Source organism: Fischerella sp. (genome assembly GCF_013388695.1).
GTDB lineage: Bacteria > Cyanobacteriota > Cyanobacteriia > Cyanobacteriales > Nostocaceae > PCC9605.
The window spans coordinates 1-18832 of sequence record NZ_JACAEU010000031.1 but is presented as its reverse complement, the minus strand read 5'-3'; the positions used below and the strand labels follow the sequence as shown (position 1 = coordinate 18832).

Sequence of the window (18832 nt, the reverse complement as noted above, 5' to 3'; positions counted from 1 at the left end):
CCCATGAGCGACTGCGTAGACGCCCGCAGGGCGGCTTCTCGCAGAGTACCCGGAGGGTTGGTTGTTAGTCGTTACCACTAACCACTAACTACTAACCACTAACTATCCCTCGTTAGAGCGGTCTTCAAATTGCTGGCGACGGCGTTGTTGACGGCGACGCGGTTCACGCTCCCGTGTTGTTGGTGGGGGAGGTGTTTCTTCCTGTCCAGGAATAATTTCTCCCTTAAATACCCAGACTTTGATACCGAGAATACCGTAGATAGTTTTGGCTGTGCAGTAAGCGTAGTCAATGTCAGCCCGTAAGGTATGTAAAGGTACTCTACCTTCACGAGTCCACTCCGTCCGGGCGATTTCCGCGCCGTTGAGACGACCGCTAACTTGGATTTTGATACCTTGTACTCCCGCACGTTGGGCGCGTTGAATAGCTTGTCGTACTACCCGCCGGAAGGAAACGCGGCGTTCTAGCTGTTGAGCGATGTATTCAGAAATCAGGTAAGCATCGGCATCAACACGTTGTACTTCAACTACGTTAATGCGGATTTGACGATTGCTACCTAAGAGATTCTGAAGTCCAGTACGCAAGGCTTCGATGCCTTGTCCCCCCCGACCCACAACTACGCCAGGTCTAGCTGTGCGTACTTCGAGATCGATTTGGTCTGCTTTGCGTTCAATCCGCACTTCTGAAATGCCCGCGTTGTTTTGAGCATATCTGCCCAGTTTTTCTTCGATGAAGTGACGGAGTTTATGGTCTTCTTGTAACAGTTCTGGGTAGCGACCAGGGTCGGCGAACCAACGAGATTGATGCTCTTGGGTAATTCCCAGACGAAAACCAACCGGATGTATCTTCTGTCCCACGAATGCTTCCTCTAAAATTTCTTTCTGTAGGCTCTAATTTGTGTGTAGGCACTTATTCAGCCGCAGCTCCAGGAGCTACAGCGACAGTGATATGACACGTTGGTTTGCGAATCTGGTACGCTCGACCTTGCGCCCTTGGTTGAAACCTTTTTAGTACCGGGCCTTGATCTGCAAAGGCCTTAGTAATAACTAGGTCAGCACGATCAAATCCGGCATTATGCTCAGCATTGGCAGCAGCGCTTCTGAGAACCTTCAACACTGGTTCGCAGGCGCGGTAGGGCATGAATTCCAGAATAATGAGTGCTTCTCGGTAAGACCGCCCGCGAATTTGATCGAGTACCCGCCGCACTTTGTAGGGAGACATGCGTATATAACGGGCGATCGCTTTTACTTCATTAGTAGTATCAATAGCCATAGTTTTCTCCATTTTTGTTAGTAGTTAGTAGTTAGTAGTTATTAGCCACTATCTACTAACCACTAACCAATAACTATCTCCCTGCTTTTTTATCCTTGGCGTGACCTCTAAAGGTACGTGTAGGAGCAAATTCGCCCAACTTGTGTCCTACCATTTGATCGCTGACGTAAATAGGTACGTGTTGCCGTCCGTTGTGAACAGCTATGGTATGACCGACCATTTCGGGCAGAATTGTCGAAGCTCGTGACCAAGTTTTGATGACTTCTTTTCTGTTACTATCGTTGAGCTTTTCAATTTTGCGTAGCAAATGATCTGCTACAAAAGGACCTTTTTTAAGAGAACGACCCATAACTAGTATTTGTTGTTAGTTGTTGGTTGTTAGTAGTTAGTAGTTAGTAGTTAGTAGTTATTACCCACTATCTACTAACCACTAACCACTAACTATTTACGATTCCCGACCGCCACGACCGCGCTTAGAAGACTTGCGGCGACGACGTACAATCAATTTGCTACTTGGTTTTTTGGGCTTGCGTGTCTTCAGACCCAATGCTGGTTTACCCCAAGGTGTTACAGGTCCCGATCTACCGATGGGTGCGCGACCTTCACCACCGCCGTGGGGATGGTCAACTGGGTTCATCACGCTACCTCTGACATGAGGACGACGACCTTTCCAGCGATTTCTACCTGCTTTACCTGCACTTAAGTTTCTGGCATCAATATTACCTACCTGTCCGATGGTGGCATAGCACTCTCGCCGAATCATGCGGACTTCTCCTGAAGGCAATTTGATGGAAACGTAATTACCTTCTTTTGCCACTACTTGAGCTGTAGCGCCAGCAGCACGGACGATTTGACCGCCTTTACCAGGGGTCAACTCTACGTTATGAACGCTTGTACCCAAAGGAATATTTGCTAGAGGCAGGGCATTGCCATCTTCAATGGGAGCGTCTGGGCCAGCAATCACTGTTGTGCCGACTTTCAACCCATTGGGTTGGAGGATGTAACGCTTCTCACCATCTTGGTATTGCAAAAGAGCAATCCGGGCGTTGCGGTTGGGATCGTATTCAATCGCTGTGACTGTAGCGGGAATGTTACGCTTATTCCGTTTGAAGTCGATGATGCGATAAAGCCGCTTGTGTCCGCCACCCCGAAAACGGCTGGTTATCCGCCCTTGATTATTTCGACCTTTGGCGCGATGTATAGATTTAGTTAAGGATTTTTCAGGCTCGGTTTTGGTAATTTCCGAGAAGTCGGAAATTGTGACCTGGCGAGTACTGGGGGTGTAAGGGCGATAAGAACGAGTACCCATAATTTAAAGTTTTTAACTGTTAGTGGTTGGTGGTTAGTGGTTAGTGGTTAGCCTAATAACTACTAACTACTAACTAATTACACTTCTGGGAATAGAACTTGTCTAATCTTGTCTACATCCCCAGTTGCCACTGTGACAATGGCTCGCTTGTATTGAGGTTTGTAACCAATGAATCTGCCAACACGTCGCTTTTTGCGTGGTGGGTTGGCGGTATTTACCTGTACGACCTTGACATCAAATAAACTTTCTATAGCCGCCTTAATTTCTGGCTTGGTCGCTTTTGGAGAAACTTCAAAAGTATATTTATTTTGCTCCATCAGCATGGTCGCCTTTTCGGTAACAATTGGGCGACGCACTAAGTCAGGAAGTTTGCGAGGGTCAAAGTTAGTCACTGTAGACCTCCTGAATTTTTTCTAGGGCTGATGCCGTCACCACTATCTTGTCAGCATGCAACAAATCATAAACGTTTAACTGGTCAGCGGCAATTAGCTTTAAATTCTCAATGTTGCGAGCTGACAAATAGACGTTATCGCTTTTTTCAGACAAGATTAACAGTGTTTTTTGCTCTGGTTCGGCACCCCAGCGAGCGATCGCTGACACCAATTCTTTGGTTTTGGGACGTGATAGCTGTTCGCTAAATTCTTCTACCACAATCAAATCGTTAACGCGGCTAGCAAATACTGTCCGCAATGCCAAACGCCGTTCTTTGCGGTTCATCTTCAGATGATATTCTTTGGGTTTTGGCCCAAAGATCACACCACCACCACGCCACAACGGTGAACGAATAGACCCAGCCCGCGCCCGACCGGTACCTTTTTGCCGCCAAGGTTTGCGACCGCCTCCTCTAACTTCGGAGCGGGTTTTTGTGCTGGCTGTTCCTTGGCGAGCATTGGTCATTTGTCTAACCAAGGCTCTATGCACAACATGAGCCGCTGTTTGTTCCTTGGCAACCCGCAACTCGAAGCTTTTTTGCCCGACTTGCTCTCCTTGCCAATTTTTGACTACACATTCAAACATCTCTAAGTGTCCTTTGTCATTATTTATGTTGTTCGTTGTTTGTTGTTTGTTGTCTGGTAAAGACAACCAACAATCAACCACCAACAACTAACCAATGTGACTAATGACTAACCAACTACTTTGGCAGGCACAATATCCACCAAGGCTCCTGGTTTACCAGGAACAGCTCCCTTGATGAGCAATAAATTGCGTTCTGGGTCTACACGTACTACAGTCAGTTTACGAACTGTAGTGCGGCTACCTCCCAAACGACCCGGTGCCCGCTTACCTGGATAGACACGACCGGGAGTGGTACCAGCACCGATGGAACCAGGCGCTCTGTGGTTTTTGGAACCGTGCGACATAGGCCCGCGACCGAAGTTGTTGCGTTTCTGGTTACCAGCAAAACCGCGACCAATACTTGTACCTATGACATCTACAGTTTGACCCGCACTAAAAATATCCGCCTTAATCTCTTGACCTAGGGAATAATCACCGGAATTGTCGATGCGATATTCCTTTAAGTGACGCAATCCTGGGGCAGATGATTTAGCTAGGTGGCCTAACAATGGTTTGTTCAGCGCCTTTGGCTTGACTTCGCCATAGCCTACTTGGATGGCGGAGTAACCGTCGGTCTGTTTTGTTTTAACTTGAGTAACGGTGCATGGTCCCGCTTGAATGACGGTGACAGGAATAGCTACTCCCGCATCGTCAAAGATTTGGGTCATGCCCAGTTTGGTGCCGAGAATACCTACAGACACAGTTACTGGCTCTCCTTTCTATTTTTTTCCTTGGAAATAGGATTCTTCAAGACACTGGTGCAGATACTATTAAAAGTATCTTTCCGCTTAGTTAGCGGCACCTCTGAAGTCAGGAACGGCTTAGGTAAGAGCGGCTCCAACTTCCCCGGTTTTTCACCAAGCGTCTGTAATTTTTGGTGAATCCACTTTAAATTTCACTCACTTGCGATCAAAACAGGCAAAATAACCTTCCACCTAGGAAGGAACAACTTTTGTATTAAATACAAGGCTTTGGAGTTTTGTACTTTGTGCAGCAATGCTTTTATCTAAGCGATCGCTATGGCACTTTCCTGTTTGTAGTAGGACTTAGGCAGCAAAATGCCCAGTATCCATTAACTGAGAGCTACACAATGCTACAAACCAACATTAACGCTCAGTTTCTACCCCTCCAATGACCTTAAACTATTGTTTAAGGTTTGCCTGTTGTTTTAGCGCTGCAAGAGTGAGCTTACTTTGCTAGTCAGGGTTGGCTTGATTTTTGAGCTTTACCCTGTCAAGTTGACCTAAAGGCTTTTATAGTTTACCAGTCTCTTGTCCATTCTAGCTAGCTAATCCCGTTTGGAATTTAGCTATCAGCTTTGGATGCTAAAACAACTAGGAATGAAGATAAGAGGGCATTCTAATTGGTCACAATCCAATAGTGTAGATCAAATATTTATTTTTGTCTACAAATTTATGGGGAGATGGGGAGATGGGGAGGTAGGAGGAGTAGTAAACTACTAACCACTAACTACTAACCACCAACAAATGACTAATGACTATTGACTAATGAGTTGATGAAGCTAATCTTGTCCATAAGTTAATCGTGTAACTTAATGTAAAGGTAAACGGTAAATAATAGAGATATCTAAGTGGGATAGGACAAAAATCTATGGCACTAATTACCACTGGTAACACTTTAATTCGCGATCTAGAAAAAAATGGCGCTCTTGGTGTTTACGTACCTCTAGAAGGAGGTTTTGAAGGTCGGTACAGACGCCGACTGCGGGCAGCAGGCTATACTACCCTCCATATCACCGCTAGGGGACTGGGGGATTTGGCAGCCTATCTCACAGGAGTTCATGGAGTTAGACCTCCCCATCTTGGTAAAAAAAGCACAGGTAGTGGGGCGGCAGTAGGTTATGTCTACTATGTACCACCAATTGTTAACTATCAGCTAGAGCATTTACCACCTAAGTCAAAAGGACTGGTGTTGTGGATTATTGAAGGGCATATTCTTTCCGATCAGGAAATTGAGTATTTAGCGAATTTGCCGAAATTGGAAACACGGGTCAAAGTTGTGATTGAAAGGGGTGGCGATCGCACTTTCCGTTGGATGCCTTTAGAAAAAACTCTGTTAGCTAGCTAGTCCTTTGTCATTAGTCCTTTGTCATTTGCTAATAACTAGTGACCAAGGACTAGTGACTAATCACTAATTTCCATCAGCATTTCTACAGTGCTGATCTTAAATCCACAGGATGCAAACAAACGCCGCGCCGCCTCATTAATAGCAGCTGTATCCAGGCGAATTTGCTGAATTTCCATTTGCTGAAAGCGTTCAATCGCTTGCATTACCATTTGCCGCGCAATTCCATTCTGGCGGTATTCCAGCTCAACCCAGAGATCGTGAACAACAGCATATTCCTGCAAGCGATAAATTGGTATTTCTCGCTCCACCGTCGCTACCAAGAACGCTACCAATCGCCCTTGATTCTCAGCGACAAGAAATACACTGCGCTTATCAGTAGCCAGACGCTGCAACCATTTTTCATAGCGCTTCTCTGGATCGGGAAGAATACCAAATTTAGCTGCATCCCAAGATTCGTGTAATGCACAAATCTTAGCAACCATTGGTAAAACAGCAGTTACATCGGCTGGTGTAGCGGGACGGATCTGCATTGAATTTGTCCTTTGTCTTTTGTAATTAGTCAAATGACTAATGACTATTTGGCGTGGCTAAATGCAAGTTCAGACAATTCACATTAGACGTAAATCAGAATTGATCGCGGATTTCTCCCGCGATCGCATAGATAAACTCGCAATGACATAGGCTCAATGGCAAAATATTTATTAAACCCTACCTTTACTAACTACTAAACAAACTGAATAATTATATTTATTATTTTGTCTAGAAAGTTAAAACATAAGTTAAATCAAATTCTCGATAAATAGTGATGCGACAAGAGTCAGTGGGATTTTGTAAAAATTCAGACTCTAAACCACCTGTAATTTGTGTTATCGGTCGCTTCAAAGGTTTTTCAAATTGATGCCATTCACGGTTACTCCATTCAAAAATAGCGGCATCTACCGTGTTCTGTAATTCAGATGCAAGTAGCAAAAGTTCAAATTTATCTTCAGCACTTGCTGTCATGAACAATTTGAGAGCAATTGATTGGGTAATGAGTGGTCTTGGTTCGTTGGCTGCGAGAGTATTACAATCGCTAAATAGCAGGTCATAAGGTTGGAATTGTAGGTTTTTGTATCGTTCCTGAAAGGATTTTTCGATTCTTTTCAGACGTTCGTCTAGGTGTGGTAGTAGACCGAGTTTGGTATCTGTCAATAGTTGGCGGATATTAGAAAGTTGAGTCATGTCTGCGGTTTTTGGTGGTGGTTAGTAGTTAGTAGTTAGTAGTTAGTAGTTAGTAGCCTCTATGAACTGCGTACATCAGGGTGAATAAAAATATGACCCTTCTTACACCCCTATACTCTTACTCCCCTACACCCCTTTTTTAAGTCAGTTGGCTTTTTACCACTAACTACTATCTACTATCCACTATCTAAAAAATATTAATCCTGCTGCTGCGAAAATAGATTAGCACCCCATAGGGAAAGAGCGATCGCCATTACTAGCAAAATCGGCAAGCTATACCAAGGAAACTGCGACAATGGTAAATATGCCGCTGCACGCAATCCGATGCTGGCGTAGGTGAGGGGCAACAAGTAAACTACAGCTTTGAGAACTACTGGTAATGTACTTGGGTCGAAAAATGTTGCTCCTAAGAAGGACATGGGAACAATCACAAAGTTATTGTAGAGTCCCACTGCTTCGAGCGATCGCACTGTTAACCCCACAATGACTCCCAGTCCAGCAAAAACAGCACTATTTAATACCAACAACAGTAAAAACAAGGGATGGAGAAATCTCCAATTGCCGGTAAACAGCAATGCTACCAAAATTACAGACCCGGAAGTCATCAACCCCCGCACTACTCCCGCCAGCATTTTACCGATATGCAAGGCTAGGGGGTGTACTGGGACAAGCAATAATTCCTCAAAGTTTTTGGTAAAGAGTCTATCTCCACAAATGGAAAACGTTGTTCCCCCAAAACTAACAGTCATTGATGACAAAGCCACCATTCCTGGCAAAATAAATTCCAAGTAGTTATCATAGCTACCACTAATTCCCGCACCTGGTCGGATAGAATTACCTAAACCCAAGCCAAATGCCAAAATGTATATAAGTGGAGATACTAATCCAGATGCAGCCACTTGTGCAATTCTTACACGTAATTCCAGCCAATCTCCCCAAAAAATAGTGAGAATATCCGCTAGAAGGGTTTGAAATTGTGAAAATTTAAATTTCTTGTCTAAAAATAGCGATCGCTGATAAATCACTTTCTTGCAGTTATATATCAAGATTTCCTTAATTATGAATTAACATCTATTAACACTCAATTACCACAAGTAATAAAAAGCATTGAAAATAGATTAATTCAAATCAAAAATCAAAAAATGAAAAAACAAATTCAGCAGGGATTTTGACTTCATCAAGTTTGCAAGTTCAACTCAAATTACTTAAAATTTATTGTATAATTTAAAACCTATTTTAGCCAAGATATAATTAAGTGAAGGATATGCATCTTGGATTCCTAAGCCACAGTAAAACTTTTTAGAAAACTTCAAGCGAATGCTAATGACCAATGACTAATGACTAAAACATAAAGTTGCAGTCAATCACAGCTAAGAATCGGCATACTGATATATAAGGAGAGGAAGTTAAACCACTCCCTGCTGTCCAAAACTTAAAGTTAATGAAGCGAAAATGAGACGAAAATCCGTTGGTAGAACGACTACTACTCCTAAACCCTCTCTTTTCCAATCCCCTATGTTCAATTTCACCACCATAGCAATTTTGGGAGGGGTGTTTGTTTTGGGCATAGGGATTGGTATTGCTTTTAGTTCTACGGCTACATTTACACCATCCAACGTGGCTTCCCGTGAATTCATTGATACCAAAGCACCAAACCCTGAACTTTGCGTGCAGTATGGAGCCAGCGCTATGGTGATGGACACTAGACTTTTTGTAACACTCAACCCCTTTAATGTATACGTTTCTCAGCCTAGTATGCGTCCAGGATGCGTTCTGCGTACCAACAACTGGGCAATTTTAGAGCAACGCAAGCTGGTGACAAACGATCAGGTTAGAGATTGCAAAAACCGTTTGAACACCTTTGGCTACACAGGTGATTTGGGTGAAAAACCTGATATTGATTGCATTTATCAAAACGAGGCTGCTAAAAACTTCTTTATCACTGAACCAGGTGCAGTGGCTCCCCCAATAGAAACGGATAGATTTTAAATATGAGTCAATAGTCATTGGTCATTAGTCATTGGTCATTAGCTTTTGACAAAGGACGAATGACAAAGGACAAATGACTAACTCCGTAAGTTTATCGGGTGGGGTTGGGTAGCGGTTGACCAAACTCAATTGCTCCTGAATTGGGATAAGTGCTTTGATTGTTAGGAGTCGAGACAGGGTAATTGGGTGAATTTGGTGTTGGAAAAAAAGGAATGCCGTTGGGATTACCAGGCTGGTTGGGAAAAGTAGCTGGTGGAAGTACAGAATTAGGCGGTTGAGAAGGATTGTTAGGAGACAGAGGTGGTACAGTCACCAAGGGTGGCTGTGAGGAATTGGAGTTAGCTGGGGGTAGGTTGCTAGGGGGTTGCGATTGGTTGTAAAAACCTGGAGATGGCGGTAGGTTGCTAGGGGGTTGTGGTTGGTTGTAAAAACCTGGAGTTGGAGGTAAGTTGCTAGGAGGTTGTGATTGGTTATAAAAACCTGGATTTAGTGGCTGGTTGCCTGAAGGCGGAGGTGGATTATATAAACCTGGAGTTGATGGCTGGTTGCCTGAAGGTAGAGAATTTACAGGCCCTAAAGATGTATTATTCCCACCTGTAATAGGACGGATCACCCAACGCGTAGGATTTTGCCAGGAGACAGGCTGTAATTGCACTTGGTTGGGATCTACAAAAGTCCCTGGTACCAAGTCCATCACAATGCGAGTTACATCTGCATTTAATTGCGAAACGCGGATACTTTCTATAGCTCCAGAATAATTCTGTTGAGTAGAAACATAACCCAATTTCGTACCTGGTAAATCTATAACAATGCGAGGAGGTTGAGAAAGATAGAAGTAGCGTGGCTGTGAAGGTGCAGAGAGAGTAATTTCTAGCTGTAATCCTTCTGGGTAAAAACGCCAGTCTTCTAATCTTGATGCTGGCGCGGCATTACTACTACCAGTTTCTCTTGATGCTGGTGCAGCATTACTACTGCCAATTTCGAGAGCAAATACTGTATATATGCCAAATAAACTAACTTTCAATAATTGCTTACTATGCCACCGGGAAAATAGCTTTTTTTTTCGTTGCTTTTCCATTATTTTATCCCTTGTTAGTAAAGCAGTTGGGTATGTATATTCAATGGCTTTTGGAATTTTCAGATTGTTTCTGAGTTTTTTGTGGTACAGCGGTAAATGCAATGATTTTGGGAATACCATTCACAGTTATTTGACCGGTGAATTCCTGTCTGTTTATTAGTTGCATTTGCAAGCTGATCAATTTTTGAGCGGAATTCTTTTGACGACGGTTTCTTACTTGTGTTTGCAAATCTGCGATGTTACAAGCAAGGATAACGCTAGGTATTCGTCCAGATAAATTTAATTTTTGATTTTTATATGTGCCTGCGAGATTTGGGTTATCTGTAGCTGTGAACGTTTTTTCAGCATTGGCATTTGCTGTTAATAATAATCCATTCAAGTAAATTCCTGATTGTTGAATGTTTAATGTCACAGCATCTATTTGATTGCATTCAGGTAATTTGTCTCTAAATACAAGATGATAACTGCCATTGATAGGAGGAGGCGCTTTGAGATTCTTTTCTCCATAGGCAGTTACAGTTTTAAACAATAGCAAGACTGAACAGATTGCCACACTATAAAATGTTAAGGATTTAAATTTGAAATGATTCATAAAAATAGGGATGGTAAAGGATGAATTATAAATGATGAATGCAGGAATTATTTATAATTCATAATTCATAATTCACCATTCATATTCCCTAACTTGCAACTTCTGACTTAACTTCAGTAAGCACTGAAGCGAGGTGAGAAGTCACTGGACTATAACGACGAGTAATTAACAACGAGGAACGGCACTGAATAGCTAGTTCATCTGTGTATCTTCCCAAAGTTTGGCGTTCTATACCCCAAGCACGGCTTGCACCTGCAATTGTAAGATCAACGCCTTGAGAAGCTGCAACTACAGCTTGGATCGGCTCTGCGGCTTCCATGATATTAATGTCAATGCGATCGCGCACCCTGCGAGGCAATTGCTCCATGAGAGTATGAAGCTCGTAACTCAATTCATTTTTGATTTGATTTTCTGACAGTACCTGTAATACCTGCAAATGGCAAGTATCGCGATTGACAAGTAGTCTCAGAGCAAGTATTAATGCCAAATCATCATGGATGTTGGCAGAGTAAGGAACTAACAAACTCTCCAAGCGGCCTTCTCCTCGGTCAATGAACACTGCTACATCAACCGTTGCCGTGGTCAGAATTTGACCGACTCGTCCGCCTAAGCGATTGTTACTAAAAGCTGGACGGTGCCAGCCAACGAGAATTAAATCTGCCTGTTCGAGTGCGGCTATTTGTGCAGTTTCCCGGGCGACATTGTTGGAGATGCGAACGATGGGATGCACGTAAGAGCGTGCAGCTGATGGTTCTAGGCGTTGAATTAATTCTTCTAACTGTTGGTGACGCTCTTGGATGAGTCGATTTGCTTCAACAGGGGTACTCTCATAGGCATAATCTTCTTGAAGTTCAATTAAGCTGAGGGGATTAACAATAGCGGGTTGTTGGTAATTAATTGCGATCGCCACTGCTAGTTGTACCAGACCTTTTTGGGTATCTGGATTAGCTACTGGCACTAAAACTCGGTAGGGACGATCGGTAATCTCACTAACGACTACGGTCTCTGTACCTGTTTCTGCTTCGGGTTCAGCCTCAACCACATCCAGCCTGATCAGCTTTTTCGGATAAGTCCACTCCAGCAATGGCGAAGTCATAAATGTGGTGACTAACGCCATGATTACCAGCATGGTAAAGAGCAAGGGCGAAATTACTCCCAACTCTAAGCCGATATTGAGTACTATCAGTTCAGTTAAACCGCGAGTATTCATTAACCAACCGAGTGCCGAAGCTTCTCGCTTTTCAATACCACTGACTCTAGCTGCTACATATGTACCAACATACTTGCCTGCGATCGCTACTGCTAGCACCAACGCACACAACAGCCACACTTGGGGACTGTTGAGCAAGCCAATTTGCGTCCGCAGACCGCTGTAGGCAAAAAACACTGGCAAGAGAAAAATCAAGACGAAGTCTTCTGTTTTGATAGCTAACTCCCTTACTAAACCAGCATTTTTAGGCATGATTGCCCCAAGTAAAAATGCTCCAAAGATCAGGTGAATGCCAATGAATTCTGTAATCAGTGCTGAAGCAACTACTCCAATGTAAATGAGCGCCATAACCAATTGGTTGAGGCGTTTGGTACGGCGATAGTAGATAGCAAGACGAGAGAGAAAATTTCGTCCCAGCGTTACCATTACGCCAATGTATACCAAGCTTTCAACTATGGTTGGAAAAGCACTAGCAATGCTTCCGGTGCGTGCTACAGCGATCGCTACTGCTAACAAGCACCAAGCTGTCACATCATCTACAGCAGCACAAGTCAGGGCTAATGTTCCTAAGCGTGTCCCCTGCAAGTTGTTCTCAGTAATAATTCGCGCCAGTACAGGGAAAGCAGTAATCGACATCGCCGCCCCTAAAAACAGGGCAAAGGCAGTAAAAGATACACTAGCATTAGAAAGTAAAGGATAAAGTAGTACCGCCAGCAGGGTTCCCAAGGAAAAAGGTACTAAAATGCTGACATGTGAAGTTAAAACTGCTATTTCTAAATTACCGCTCAGGTATTTTGGGTTTAACTCCAGACCAATTAGAAACATGAAAAATATCAGTCCTACCTGAGACAGAACATTCAGGAAAGGAACTGTTTCAGGAGGAAATAAGGTAGCTGCTAGCCCTGGAGTAACTAAGCCAAACAGAGAGGGCCCGAGCATTATCCCAGCAACAATCTCTCCGATTACTAATGGTTGGTTAATCCACCGGAATGCTAATCCTACTAGCCGAGACAGTCCAATGACAATCAGCACCTCAATTAAAACGAGAACAACTGTGTGCATAGTTTCCTCACAAGCGACTATCCGGTGTTCCTAAGATGATTCTGTAAATCGCTTGAATATGTCAACCTTTGTAGACTACACAAGCCTCATTTGCGCTTGGGTTGGGTATTAATTGTTATTACAACATGGTTGCAGTAAGTAAGGAGAAATAATTAACAGTAAAACTATATCCACAAACAAACCCGGCTTCTTGGAAAAAGTGGGTTTGGAGGATATTGGACTTATTTTAAGTTGACCGATCTAATTAAAATTAATATGTTACTAATTTAATATTTTTACTAAGAGAATTTACGGTACTTATAAAGAAATGTAAAAATTTTATTTGCTAGGAGCAAAGCATTTTTATGACAACTTTTTGAGCCGATTGTAAAGATATATGTTCAAATACTACCCTACACCGTAGACGTGCAGTGACTTCCCGTAGGCGTATGCCCGTACTTACTACAGCTTTGTATAAAATAGTAGCTTTTTTTAACGCAGAGGAGCGCAGAGTCGGCGCGAAGGTACGCAGAGTTTTTCCGAGTTTGATTTGCTACGAATTTATGAAATTTTGTACTAAGTGCAGTTCGCCCAACAAAAATCGCAACTTCACAACCATTGACCTCCACGGAAACGCGATCGGGGAAATATAATCCGCATCAAGCTTTGCGAAGCAATAAAAACCGCTAGCCACACCAAGCTGTAGTGTTGTAAAAACACACCCCACAATAAATCCTCCTTGGGAATCGGTGTTGGTAAAAAGCGAAAGACTTTCAACCCACACCACACAAACAGCATTTCCCAAATGCCAGCGAACAATTGATAAGCTGCGGGCCAGTCTCTGTCCCAGCGGTATTTCTGAATTTGATCGTAGACAACATCCCAAACCAGACCAAATACAGCAACATAGCCAAGTATCCAGAAATATACTGCACTGGGGCCAGAACCAATCGCACCAATTGCAAAGGGTAGTGTAACTAATACACCTACAGTTGCAAGCAATAGTAATCGAGTTTGCCAGCGACCAAATAAAGTTGGAGTCATGATCTTGAATATAAAGCAGAAGGAAGAAGCCTAAGCAATTTTCATGCTTTTGTTGTCAGACTTTTTCCTGAGTGTCTAGTGATAATGCTTAATGGGAATAGGATTGCTTTGATAAGTTGCGATCGCTTCCCAATTAATGACATCATCTAATAACGCTTGATAGCCTAGTGTGTTGGGGTGAAGACCATCATTGCTCAAGCGTTTAGACCACCATGTTTCACCGCGTTCCATCCATTTTTGAAAGATATCAAGATAAGGAATTCTCCGTTTGAGGCAAGCAAGGCGAGTCGCTTCTTTGTAGTGATACTGGTCAGCGTGATTGTAGTACAAGCAATCGAGAAACGGCATTTTTGCCTCATCGATTGGTGTCATACCCACAAATAATACAGGACAGAGTTGCTGCGCCATCTCCAGTAGAGAAGCGATTTGTGCTTCAAAAACGGCAAATTCTGTATAATTCCGTCCATTAGGACGACCCAATCGTGCTGAATCATTGATTCCTACCGAGAGAATAATCAAGTCGGGAACTTGATTGCGTAGTTCACCCCGGTGACGAAATTCAATTTCTAATCTTTGGGCTACTTGTTGGACGCGATCGCCACGTACGCCTAGATTATAAAGAACGTGACCGACATTATCGGGTGACATCCACCGCCGTCGCAATCGTTCAACCCAGCCACCCCCATCTGGATCTCCGAATCCGTATACTAAACTATCCCCCAGTGCGACAATCTTTAAAGGCTGAGTTGTGGTTGATCGAGTAGACAGTTGCATTGAGGAAGGTTTTAAAAATACCTGCATTTGAAAAAACTATATTTTATATCTTTACAAGATTCTATACATTTCTACACCATTTCAGAGTATCCGATTTTCGGGCTGTTGATTGGCTTTTACACACTTTTTACACAAGCGCATCGTAGATAGCTATCCTAATTTGAGTTGTGAAACACTAATATTGACCTTGCGAGTATCCTGCTGTTGACTGTCTTTACAATAATTTCACAATTCACTTATAAGATTACGTAGGAGATTGATTAAACACCCACTTTAACCATTGCCCAAAAGAACTGACAGGGTTTAAGCTATGCACTCCAGGCGCACGGGCAGCAGCAAGACCATCAACAGCGCGCAAGCACGCATATTGCAACCCTAGAAAACTATCTACAGCGGCATACGATCCACCAAAAGTAATTGCTCCCGCAGCGTATATTTTACCTTTATCGTTACGCATTTCTACTAACTCAAAATCGTTAGCAACAGCCAAGCGCCCTACGGGATTGAGGGGCAGGTTGTAATGTTCCACCAAATCTTGTAGCAAAGGACTTTCTTTTACCTTGGCATCAAGTCCAGTGGCATCAATAATAAAGTCAACAGCAGGAAGTTGAATTTCCCCAAAGTCTTTGTCTTCGATATAGGTAATGATGTGGTTTTGAGCATCTTGTTCTACTTTCGTTACCACAGCAAATTGAATTTTATACCAACCTTCTCTGATACCAGTATCTGTAATGCGCTGCCAGTCTAGGCGATCGGCGGTGGTAGTTCCTCCCCAAACTTTGTTTGATAATAATTCTTTACGCACGTCTGGAGGGGCCTTTTCCAATGTTTCTCGCAGTTCTCCACCCCAACAAGCTTTCGGCCAGTTAAACGGTTGCAATTCAATATGGTGCTTGACCGAACGCTGAGAATTGCCATATTTATTACCTTGCGGTTTGGGCGATCGCATTAAATGCAAAATAGAAATATTTGGATTTTTCTGTCGTGCTTCATAGATGCGTTGCACAATTCGGGAAGCAACAATTCCTCGCCCTTGAATCAGTACTCTGCCGCCTTGGTGTTCTAGTTGTTGGTAGACATGGTTATGGTCTTCGTAGGCATTCACAACCGACTTAAAGTCTTTGTATCTTTCTCGATAAGCTTGTAAATGAGGGAGAAACTGAAGTGCTGGGTAGCCAGTAGCTATGTGTAAATAACGACTGACAAAAAAAGCATGATTTCCGCGTCCGCGAGAATAGGCTACACAATATCTGCCATCATCGGTTTTGCGAATTGTCAGGACTCGTCCGAAGCGATAGATTTTGTCCCAACCAATGCGCTTTGCCTCTCGATCAATAGAATCAAACACATTTCCTGCACGAGGGGTATAAGTTTCAGCAAAAGTAGGTTCAGCAAAAACTTTCCATAGATATTTAACGGCATCATTTAATTTGCCTTTAGTGAAGTCATGCCAAGCTTCCCGCAAAGCATAACTAGGCCAGCCCCAAATATTATCAGGGCAAGAGTCTGAATTGGAGCGCAGTCTTTCATGTAAAGGAATTTGCGAATTCAAACACAGAAGCTTGTAACGAGCATATGGCTCTTTGTCTATACCCAGTGCTACTATTTTGTCACTAGACACACTCGATATTCTCAGTAAATCCACCCAAATAAAACTACCCAATCCTGCTCCAACTGCGAGGTAGTCAGTTTCATCGACTGGCAAACCCGTAGCATGAAGCGCTTGTACGGGGATTTGTTGTTGCCGAAACAGCGGTGGTGGGAAATTACTACCCGTCGGTATTACGGGTTGTTGTGGGGGTAAAGTGGGGTCTGGAAGGTTGGTACTAGGGTTGAAGTTGATGACAGAATTGCCACTATGGACTGGTGGAGGTGGGCTAGGAGGAGTAAGTGCAGCAGCAAAGGTTACAGAAATTACGTAAGGTCCTATTTGCAAAAGATCGCCACTATTAACAACAGCCCGTGTTTGACGTTGACCATTGACGTGGATACCGTTGACACTACCTTGATCGGTTACTACCAACTGGTTTTGTTCCCATTCAATTAAGGCATGGAAGCGGGAAACTTGATCGTGGTTAAGTACCATTCGGACTACGGGCTGTCCCCTGAGTTCGGCGGGCATACGGGCAAATTCTCTACCAAAGGCAATAGGTACCCGTAACCTTGGTTCTCGCCTTTCTCCCGTGACTGGATCTTGCCAAGATAATTGAATTTCTAAAGAACCACTATTCATAATTCTTTGAATTCATAAGAATTTTTATAAGGGAAGTCGATAATGGAAGAAAAAAGTCAAATATAAAAGGTATTGAAATTATAAATGAGATTTTTAAAATTTAAGCTGTCAATTTATCGACCCATCTTTCTAAAAGAGCAAATTTGATGGCGACTAGCTTAACTATTTGGTGGTACTAAAACACTAGGTGCGTCCTGTAAAGAATGACCGCAGTGTTGACAGCCCAAAAGTAAGTTTTTATAAGAGGAAATTTTCTTACATCTAGGACACTGTAAGCCATAAACTTCCTGCCCTTGGAGTTGTGCAGGGGGTCTTGGTGAATGGTAATGATGTCCTCCAGCTTGCTGTGGTTGTGGCTGTACAGGCGGTGTGTAATTTACTTGTGGTTGTGGTCGTGCTACAGGCGCTGCTGGTTGGGGGTTTATGGCGTGTGGTTGCGGTGGTGTCAAAATTGTTGGTGGAACGCTGCTAGCAGCAGGGACGGAGATTGCTGTAACTTTTAGCTGCTGTTGACCCAAATAGATAATACTGCCTTCGCTTAGAGGCATCTCATCTTGAGATAGTTTCTGTCCATCCACAATAGGGGGATTTTGTTCTCGCAAATTCCTAATCAAAAAGCACTGCTGCTGAGTGTGAAAAAAGATTTCTACGTGTAGACCTGACACGGTAGGGTGACTCAAAACAATATCGCACCGGAGTGGATCGCGACCGATGCGGACAGTTCCAGGATTTTTGCTTGGCTGTTGTTCGTAAATTTTCTGAGTTTTGGCTTGACCTGCATCGTGCCACTGTAAAGTAAGTGCATTCATCGTTCTCACCCCGGAACCTATATTTTAGATACAACTGTTCCCTGTGGGATTCCTAACACGATGAGCCAGGTGCAAGCAACTAATTACAACATAATTTAGATGAAACTTAAGAAAAAATTTCAGCTTGAGAATATTCTTAGATGTGTCTAGGAGGTAAGAAAGCTTTCTTAAAGATTTGCTATTTTTGCAGGGTTACTGATAGCAAAACTTCTGACATTAGCATTTACAGTAGTAACATTTATGATACTGCATACACCTATAGACTGATTCACCTACACAATCAGGAGAATCTGTAATTGCAAATGGAAATGCGATCGCATCTCTTAGTCCACTTTCATAATTGCTAGCTAAGCTAGAGATATTGACTTAAAAACAAGCTTAATTGTAAACAGTCAGCAGGTTTGAGATAGCGATTAACAATTCAGGCTGCGGTATCAATAACTCAAAAGAAGAAGTCCCAGATGAAATTCTTGGCTGGAATTGGGGTGCATTTTTTATGCCTTGGTTTTGGTTGTGGACTAATCAAGTCTGGATAGGATTGTTATGTTTTTTTCCATCTGTTGGATGGGTAATGACAATCTTACTTGGTGCCAATGGTAATGAATGGGCTTGGAAAAGCAGACGCTGGCGCAGCGTGGAACACTTCAAAGAGCATCAAAGAGGCTGGGCGATCGCCGGAATTTTAATTGGCGCACCTTTTAGTTTGATTTTATGGGCAGGTGCGATCGCATTTATCACATCTTTATTTTGGTAACTAGATGAGAATGAATTAGATGGATGAAGTCGAATTAAGTCTTGCTGTTTAAGTAATTTTTGGCAAACAACGAATTCTAAACTTTGCTGAAGCATACAAAAAATAATAAAAACCAAAAGCCCCCTCTATTTATGAAGAGGAAGCTTTTGTGTGGAGTATAAGTCCTGGCATCGAGCTATTTTGGCGGTCGGCAACCCGACAACTATCGTCGCCGCAGCAGCGTTTCACAACTGAGTTCGGGATGTGTTCAGAGTGGTTCCACCGCGCCATTGACACCAGGAAAACCTGTAGGAAAGTCAAAAGTTAAAAGTCAAAAGTCAAAAGTGAAGAAACTATTTTTGAATTTTGAATTTACAGAATCCCT

Annotated in this window: 20 protein-coding genes, 1 rRNA gene and 1 pseudogene; 4 read left to right on the top strand and 18 right to left on the bottom strand. The window is 43.0% G+C overall.

Features of this window, described 5'->3' with window-relative positions; all coding sequences use genetic code 11:
- Window positions 1-102: 102 nt before the first annotated feature.
- The 7 genes from rpsC to rplC form a co-directional block, all read right to left on the bottom strand.
- Entirely contained in the window at window positions 103-855 is a 753-nt protein-coding gene (gene rpsC / locus HXY43_RS05360; RefSeq protein ID WP_026732538.1) for a 30S ribosomal protein S3, read from the bottom strand.
- A 52-nt stretch (window positions 856-907) separates the two neighbouring features.
- Entirely contained in the window at window positions 908-1270 is a 363-nt protein-coding gene (gene rplV / locus HXY43_RS05355) for a 50S ribosomal protein L22 (RefSeq protein ID WP_026732539.1), read from the bottom strand.
- Between the two features lie 73 nt (window positions 1271-1343).
- Window positions 1344-1619, bottom strand: a complete 276-nt coding sequence (gene rpsS, locus HXY43_RS05350; RefSeq protein ID WP_026732540.1) for a 30S ribosomal protein S19 — start codon at window positions 1617-1619, stop codon at window positions 1344-1346.
- A gap of 96 nt (window positions 1620-1715) precedes the next feature.
- The gene (gene rplB / locus HXY43_RS05345) at window positions 1716-2579 is read right to left on the bottom strand and encodes a 50S ribosomal protein L2 (protein WP_026732541.1); all 864 of its coding nucleotides are present in this window, start codon (window positions 2577-2579) and stop codon (window positions 1716-1718) included.
- Window positions 2580-2656: 77 nt separating this feature from the next.
- Window positions 2657-2971: a 50S ribosomal protein L23 gene (locus HXY43_RS05340; RefSeq protein WP_026732542.1), complete on the bottom strand. Its 315-nt coding sequence runs from the start codon at window positions 2969-2971 to the stop codon at window positions 2657-2659.
- The gene (gene rplD / locus HXY43_RS05335) at window positions 2964-3596 is read right to left on the bottom strand and encodes a 50S ribosomal protein L4 (RefSeq protein ID WP_026732543.1); all 633 of its coding nucleotides are present in this window, start codon (window positions 3594-3596) and stop codon (window positions 2964-2966) included. Before rplD ends, HXY43_RS05340 begins: the two co-directional genes overlap by 8 nt.
- Window positions 3597-3703: 107 nt before the next feature.
- Window positions 3704-4336 carry a 50S ribosomal protein L3 gene (rplC, locus tag HXY43_RS05330; RefSeq protein ID WP_026732544.1) on the bottom strand — a complete coding sequence of 211 codons (633 nt, stop codon included), beginning with the start codon at window positions 4334-4336 and terminating at the stop codon, window positions 3704-3706.
- 287 nt (window positions 4337-4623) lie between these two features.
- Here rplC and HXY43_RS05325 point away from each other — a divergent pair, with 287 nt between their 5' ends.
- Both HXY43_RS05325 and HXY43_RS05320 read left to right on the top strand, forming a co-directional pair.
- Window positions 4624-4770 carry a hypothetical protein gene (locus HXY43_RS05325; protein WP_290880855.1) on the top strand — a complete coding sequence of 49 codons (147 nt, stop codon included), beginning with the start codon at window positions 4624-4626 and terminating at the stop codon, window positions 4768-4770.
- A 476-nt stretch (window positions 4771-5246) separates the two neighbouring features.
- Window positions 5247-5723, top strand: a complete 477-nt coding sequence (locus tag HXY43_RS05320) for an NAD(P)H-quinone oxidoreductase subunit N (protein ID WP_290880851.1) — start codon at window positions 5247-5249, stop codon at window positions 5721-5723.
- A gap of 56 nt (window positions 5724-5779) precedes the next feature.
- Here HXY43_RS05320 and HXY43_RS05315 read toward each other — a convergent pair whose 3' ends face one another.
- From HXY43_RS05315 to HXY43_RS05305, 3 genes are all read right to left on the bottom strand, one after another.
- A complete protein-coding gene (locus tag HXY43_RS05315; RefSeq protein ID WP_290880848.1) occupies window positions 5780-6253 on the bottom strand; it encodes a GNAT family N-acetyltransferase in 474 nt (157 codons plus the stop codon).
- A gap of 229 nt (window positions 6254-6482) precedes the next feature.
- Window positions 6483-6944, bottom strand: a complete 462-nt coding sequence (locus tag HXY43_RS05310; RefSeq protein ID WP_026732547.1) for a hypothetical protein — start codon at window positions 6942-6944, stop codon at window positions 6483-6485.
- A 197-nt stretch (window positions 6945-7141) separates the two neighbouring features.
- Window positions 7142-7969 (bottom strand): ABC transporter permease, encoded by an 828-nt coding sequence (locus tag HXY43_RS05305; protein WP_026732548.1) that lies wholly within the window; start codon window positions 7967-7969, stop codon window positions 7142-7144.
- A 427-nt stretch (window positions 7970-8396) separates the two neighbouring features.
- On the opposite strand from HXY43_RS05305, the gene HXY43_RS05300 reads away from it, so the two are divergent.
- A complete protein-coding gene (locus tag HXY43_RS05300) occupies window positions 8397-8933 on the top strand; it encodes a DUF3172 domain-containing protein (RefSeq protein WP_026732549.1) in 537 nt (178 codons plus the stop codon).
- 91 nt (window positions 8934-9024) lie between these two features.
- On the opposite strand, the gene HXY43_RS05295 is transcribed toward HXY43_RS05300, so the two are convergent.
- From HXY43_RS05295 to HXY43_RS05265, 7 genes are all read right to left on the bottom strand, one after another.
- Complete coding sequence (locus tag HXY43_RS05295) at window positions 9025-10011, bottom strand: AMIN domain-containing protein (RefSeq protein WP_290880843.1); 987 nt, start codon at window positions 10009-10011, stop codon at window positions 9025-9027.
- Between the two features lie 40 nt (window positions 10012-10051).
- A complete protein-coding gene (locus tag HXY43_RS05290) occupies window positions 10052-10540 on the bottom strand; it encodes a hypothetical protein (RefSeq protein WP_367161463.1) in 489 nt (162 codons plus the stop codon).
- A 151-nt stretch (window positions 10541-10691) separates the two neighbouring features.
- Window positions 10692-12875: a cation:proton antiporter gene (locus HXY43_RS05285; protein ID WP_290880837.1), complete on the bottom strand. Its 2184-nt coding sequence runs from the start codon at window positions 12873-12875 to the stop codon at window positions 10692-10694.
- Window positions 12876-13463: 588 nt separating this feature from the next.
- Window positions 13464-13898, bottom strand: coding sequence for a hypothetical protein (locus HXY43_RS05280; protein ID WP_290880833.1), 435 nt, complete (start codon window positions 13896-13898; stop codon window positions 13464-13466).
- 75 nt (window positions 13899-13973) lie between these two features.
- Entirely contained in the window at window positions 13974-14672 is a 699-nt protein-coding gene (locus HXY43_RS05275) for a GDSL-type esterase/lipase family protein (RefSeq protein WP_290880830.1), read from the bottom strand.
- 244 nt (window positions 14673-14916) lie between these two features.
- Window positions 14917-16905, bottom strand: a complete 1989-nt coding sequence (locus HXY43_RS05270) for an FHA domain-containing protein (RefSeq protein WP_290880827.1) — start codon at window positions 16903-16905, stop codon at window positions 14917-14919.
- 158 nt (window positions 16906-17063) lie between these two features.
- Window positions 17064-17714, bottom strand: a complete 651-nt coding sequence (locus HXY43_RS05265) for an FHA domain-containing protein (protein ID WP_290880824.1) — start codon at window positions 17712-17714, stop codon at window positions 17064-17066.
- A gap of 412 nt (window positions 17715-18126) precedes the next feature.
- On the opposite strand from HXY43_RS05265, the pseudogene HXY43_RS05260 reads away from it, so the two are divergent.
- Window positions 18127-18468 (top strand): annotated as a pseudogene (locus HXY43_RS05260) (serine/threonine protein kinase); the annotation flags it as partial.
- A gap of 162 nt (window positions 18469-18630) precedes the next feature.
- On the opposite strand, the gene rrf reads toward HXY43_RS05260, so the two are convergent.
- Window positions 18631-18748: ribosomal RNA gene (gene rrf / locus HXY43_RS05255) — 5S ribosomal RNA — on the bottom strand.
- Window positions 18749-18832 lie beyond the last annotated feature (84 nt).

Excerpts from the sequence above, each read along its gene's own strand:
- HXY43_RS05295 (WP_290880843.1), bottom strand. The coding sequence starts at position 10,011 with ATGGAAAAGCAACGAAAAAAAAAGCTATTTTCCCGGTGGCATAGTAAG.
- HXY43_RS05315 (WP_290880848.1), bottom strand. The coding sequence starts at position 6,253 with ATGCAGATCCGTCCCGCTACACCAGCCGATGTAACTGCTGTTTTACCA.
- HXY43_RS05265 (WP_290880824.1), bottom strand. The coding sequence starts at position 17,714 with ATGAATGCACTTACTTTACAGTGGCACGATGCAGGTCAAGCCAAAACT.
- HXY43_RS05275 (WP_290880830.1), bottom strand. The coding sequence starts at position 14,672 with ATGCAACTGTCTACTCGATCAACCACAACTCAGCCTTTAAAGATTGTC.
- rplB (WP_026732541.1), bottom strand. The coding sequence starts at position 2,579 with ATGGGTACTCGTTCTTATCGCCCTTACACCCCCAGTACTCGCCAGGTC.
- rpsS (WP_026732540.1), bottom strand. The coding sequence starts at position 1,619 with ATGGGTCGTTCTCTTAAAAAAGGTCCTTTTGTAGCAGATCATTTGCTA.
- HXY43_RS05285 (WP_290880837.1), bottom strand. The coding sequence starts at position 12,875 with ATGCACACAGTTGTTCTCGTTTTAATTGAGGTGCTGATTGTCATTGGA.
- HXY43_RS05300 (WP_026732549.1), top strand. The coding sequence starts at position 8,397 with ATGAGACGAAAATCCGTTGGTAGAACGACTACTACTCCTAAACCCTCT.
- HXY43_RS05310 (WP_026732547.1), bottom strand. The coding sequence starts at position 6,944 with ATGACTCAACTTTCTAATATCCGCCAACTATTGACAGATACCAAACTC.
- rplD (WP_026732543.1), bottom strand. The coding sequence starts at position 3,596 with ATGTTTGAATGTGTAGTCAAAAATTGGCAAGGAGAGCAAGTCGGGCAA.
- rplV (WP_026732539.1), bottom strand. The coding sequence starts at position 1,270 with ATGGCTATTGATACTACTAATGAAGTAAAAGCGATCGCCCGTTATATA.
- HXY43_RS05280 (WP_290880833.1), bottom strand. The coding sequence starts at position 13,898 with ATGACTCCAACTTTATTTGGTCGCTGGCAAACTCGATTACTATTGCTT.
- HXY43_RS05320 (WP_290880851.1), top strand. The coding sequence starts at position 5,247 with ATGGCACTAATTACCACTGGTAACACTTTAATTCGCGATCTAGAAAAA.
- HXY43_RS05270 (WP_290880827.1), bottom strand. The coding sequence starts at position 16,905 with ATGAATAGTGGTTCTTTAGAAATTCAATTATCTTGGCAAGATCCAGTC.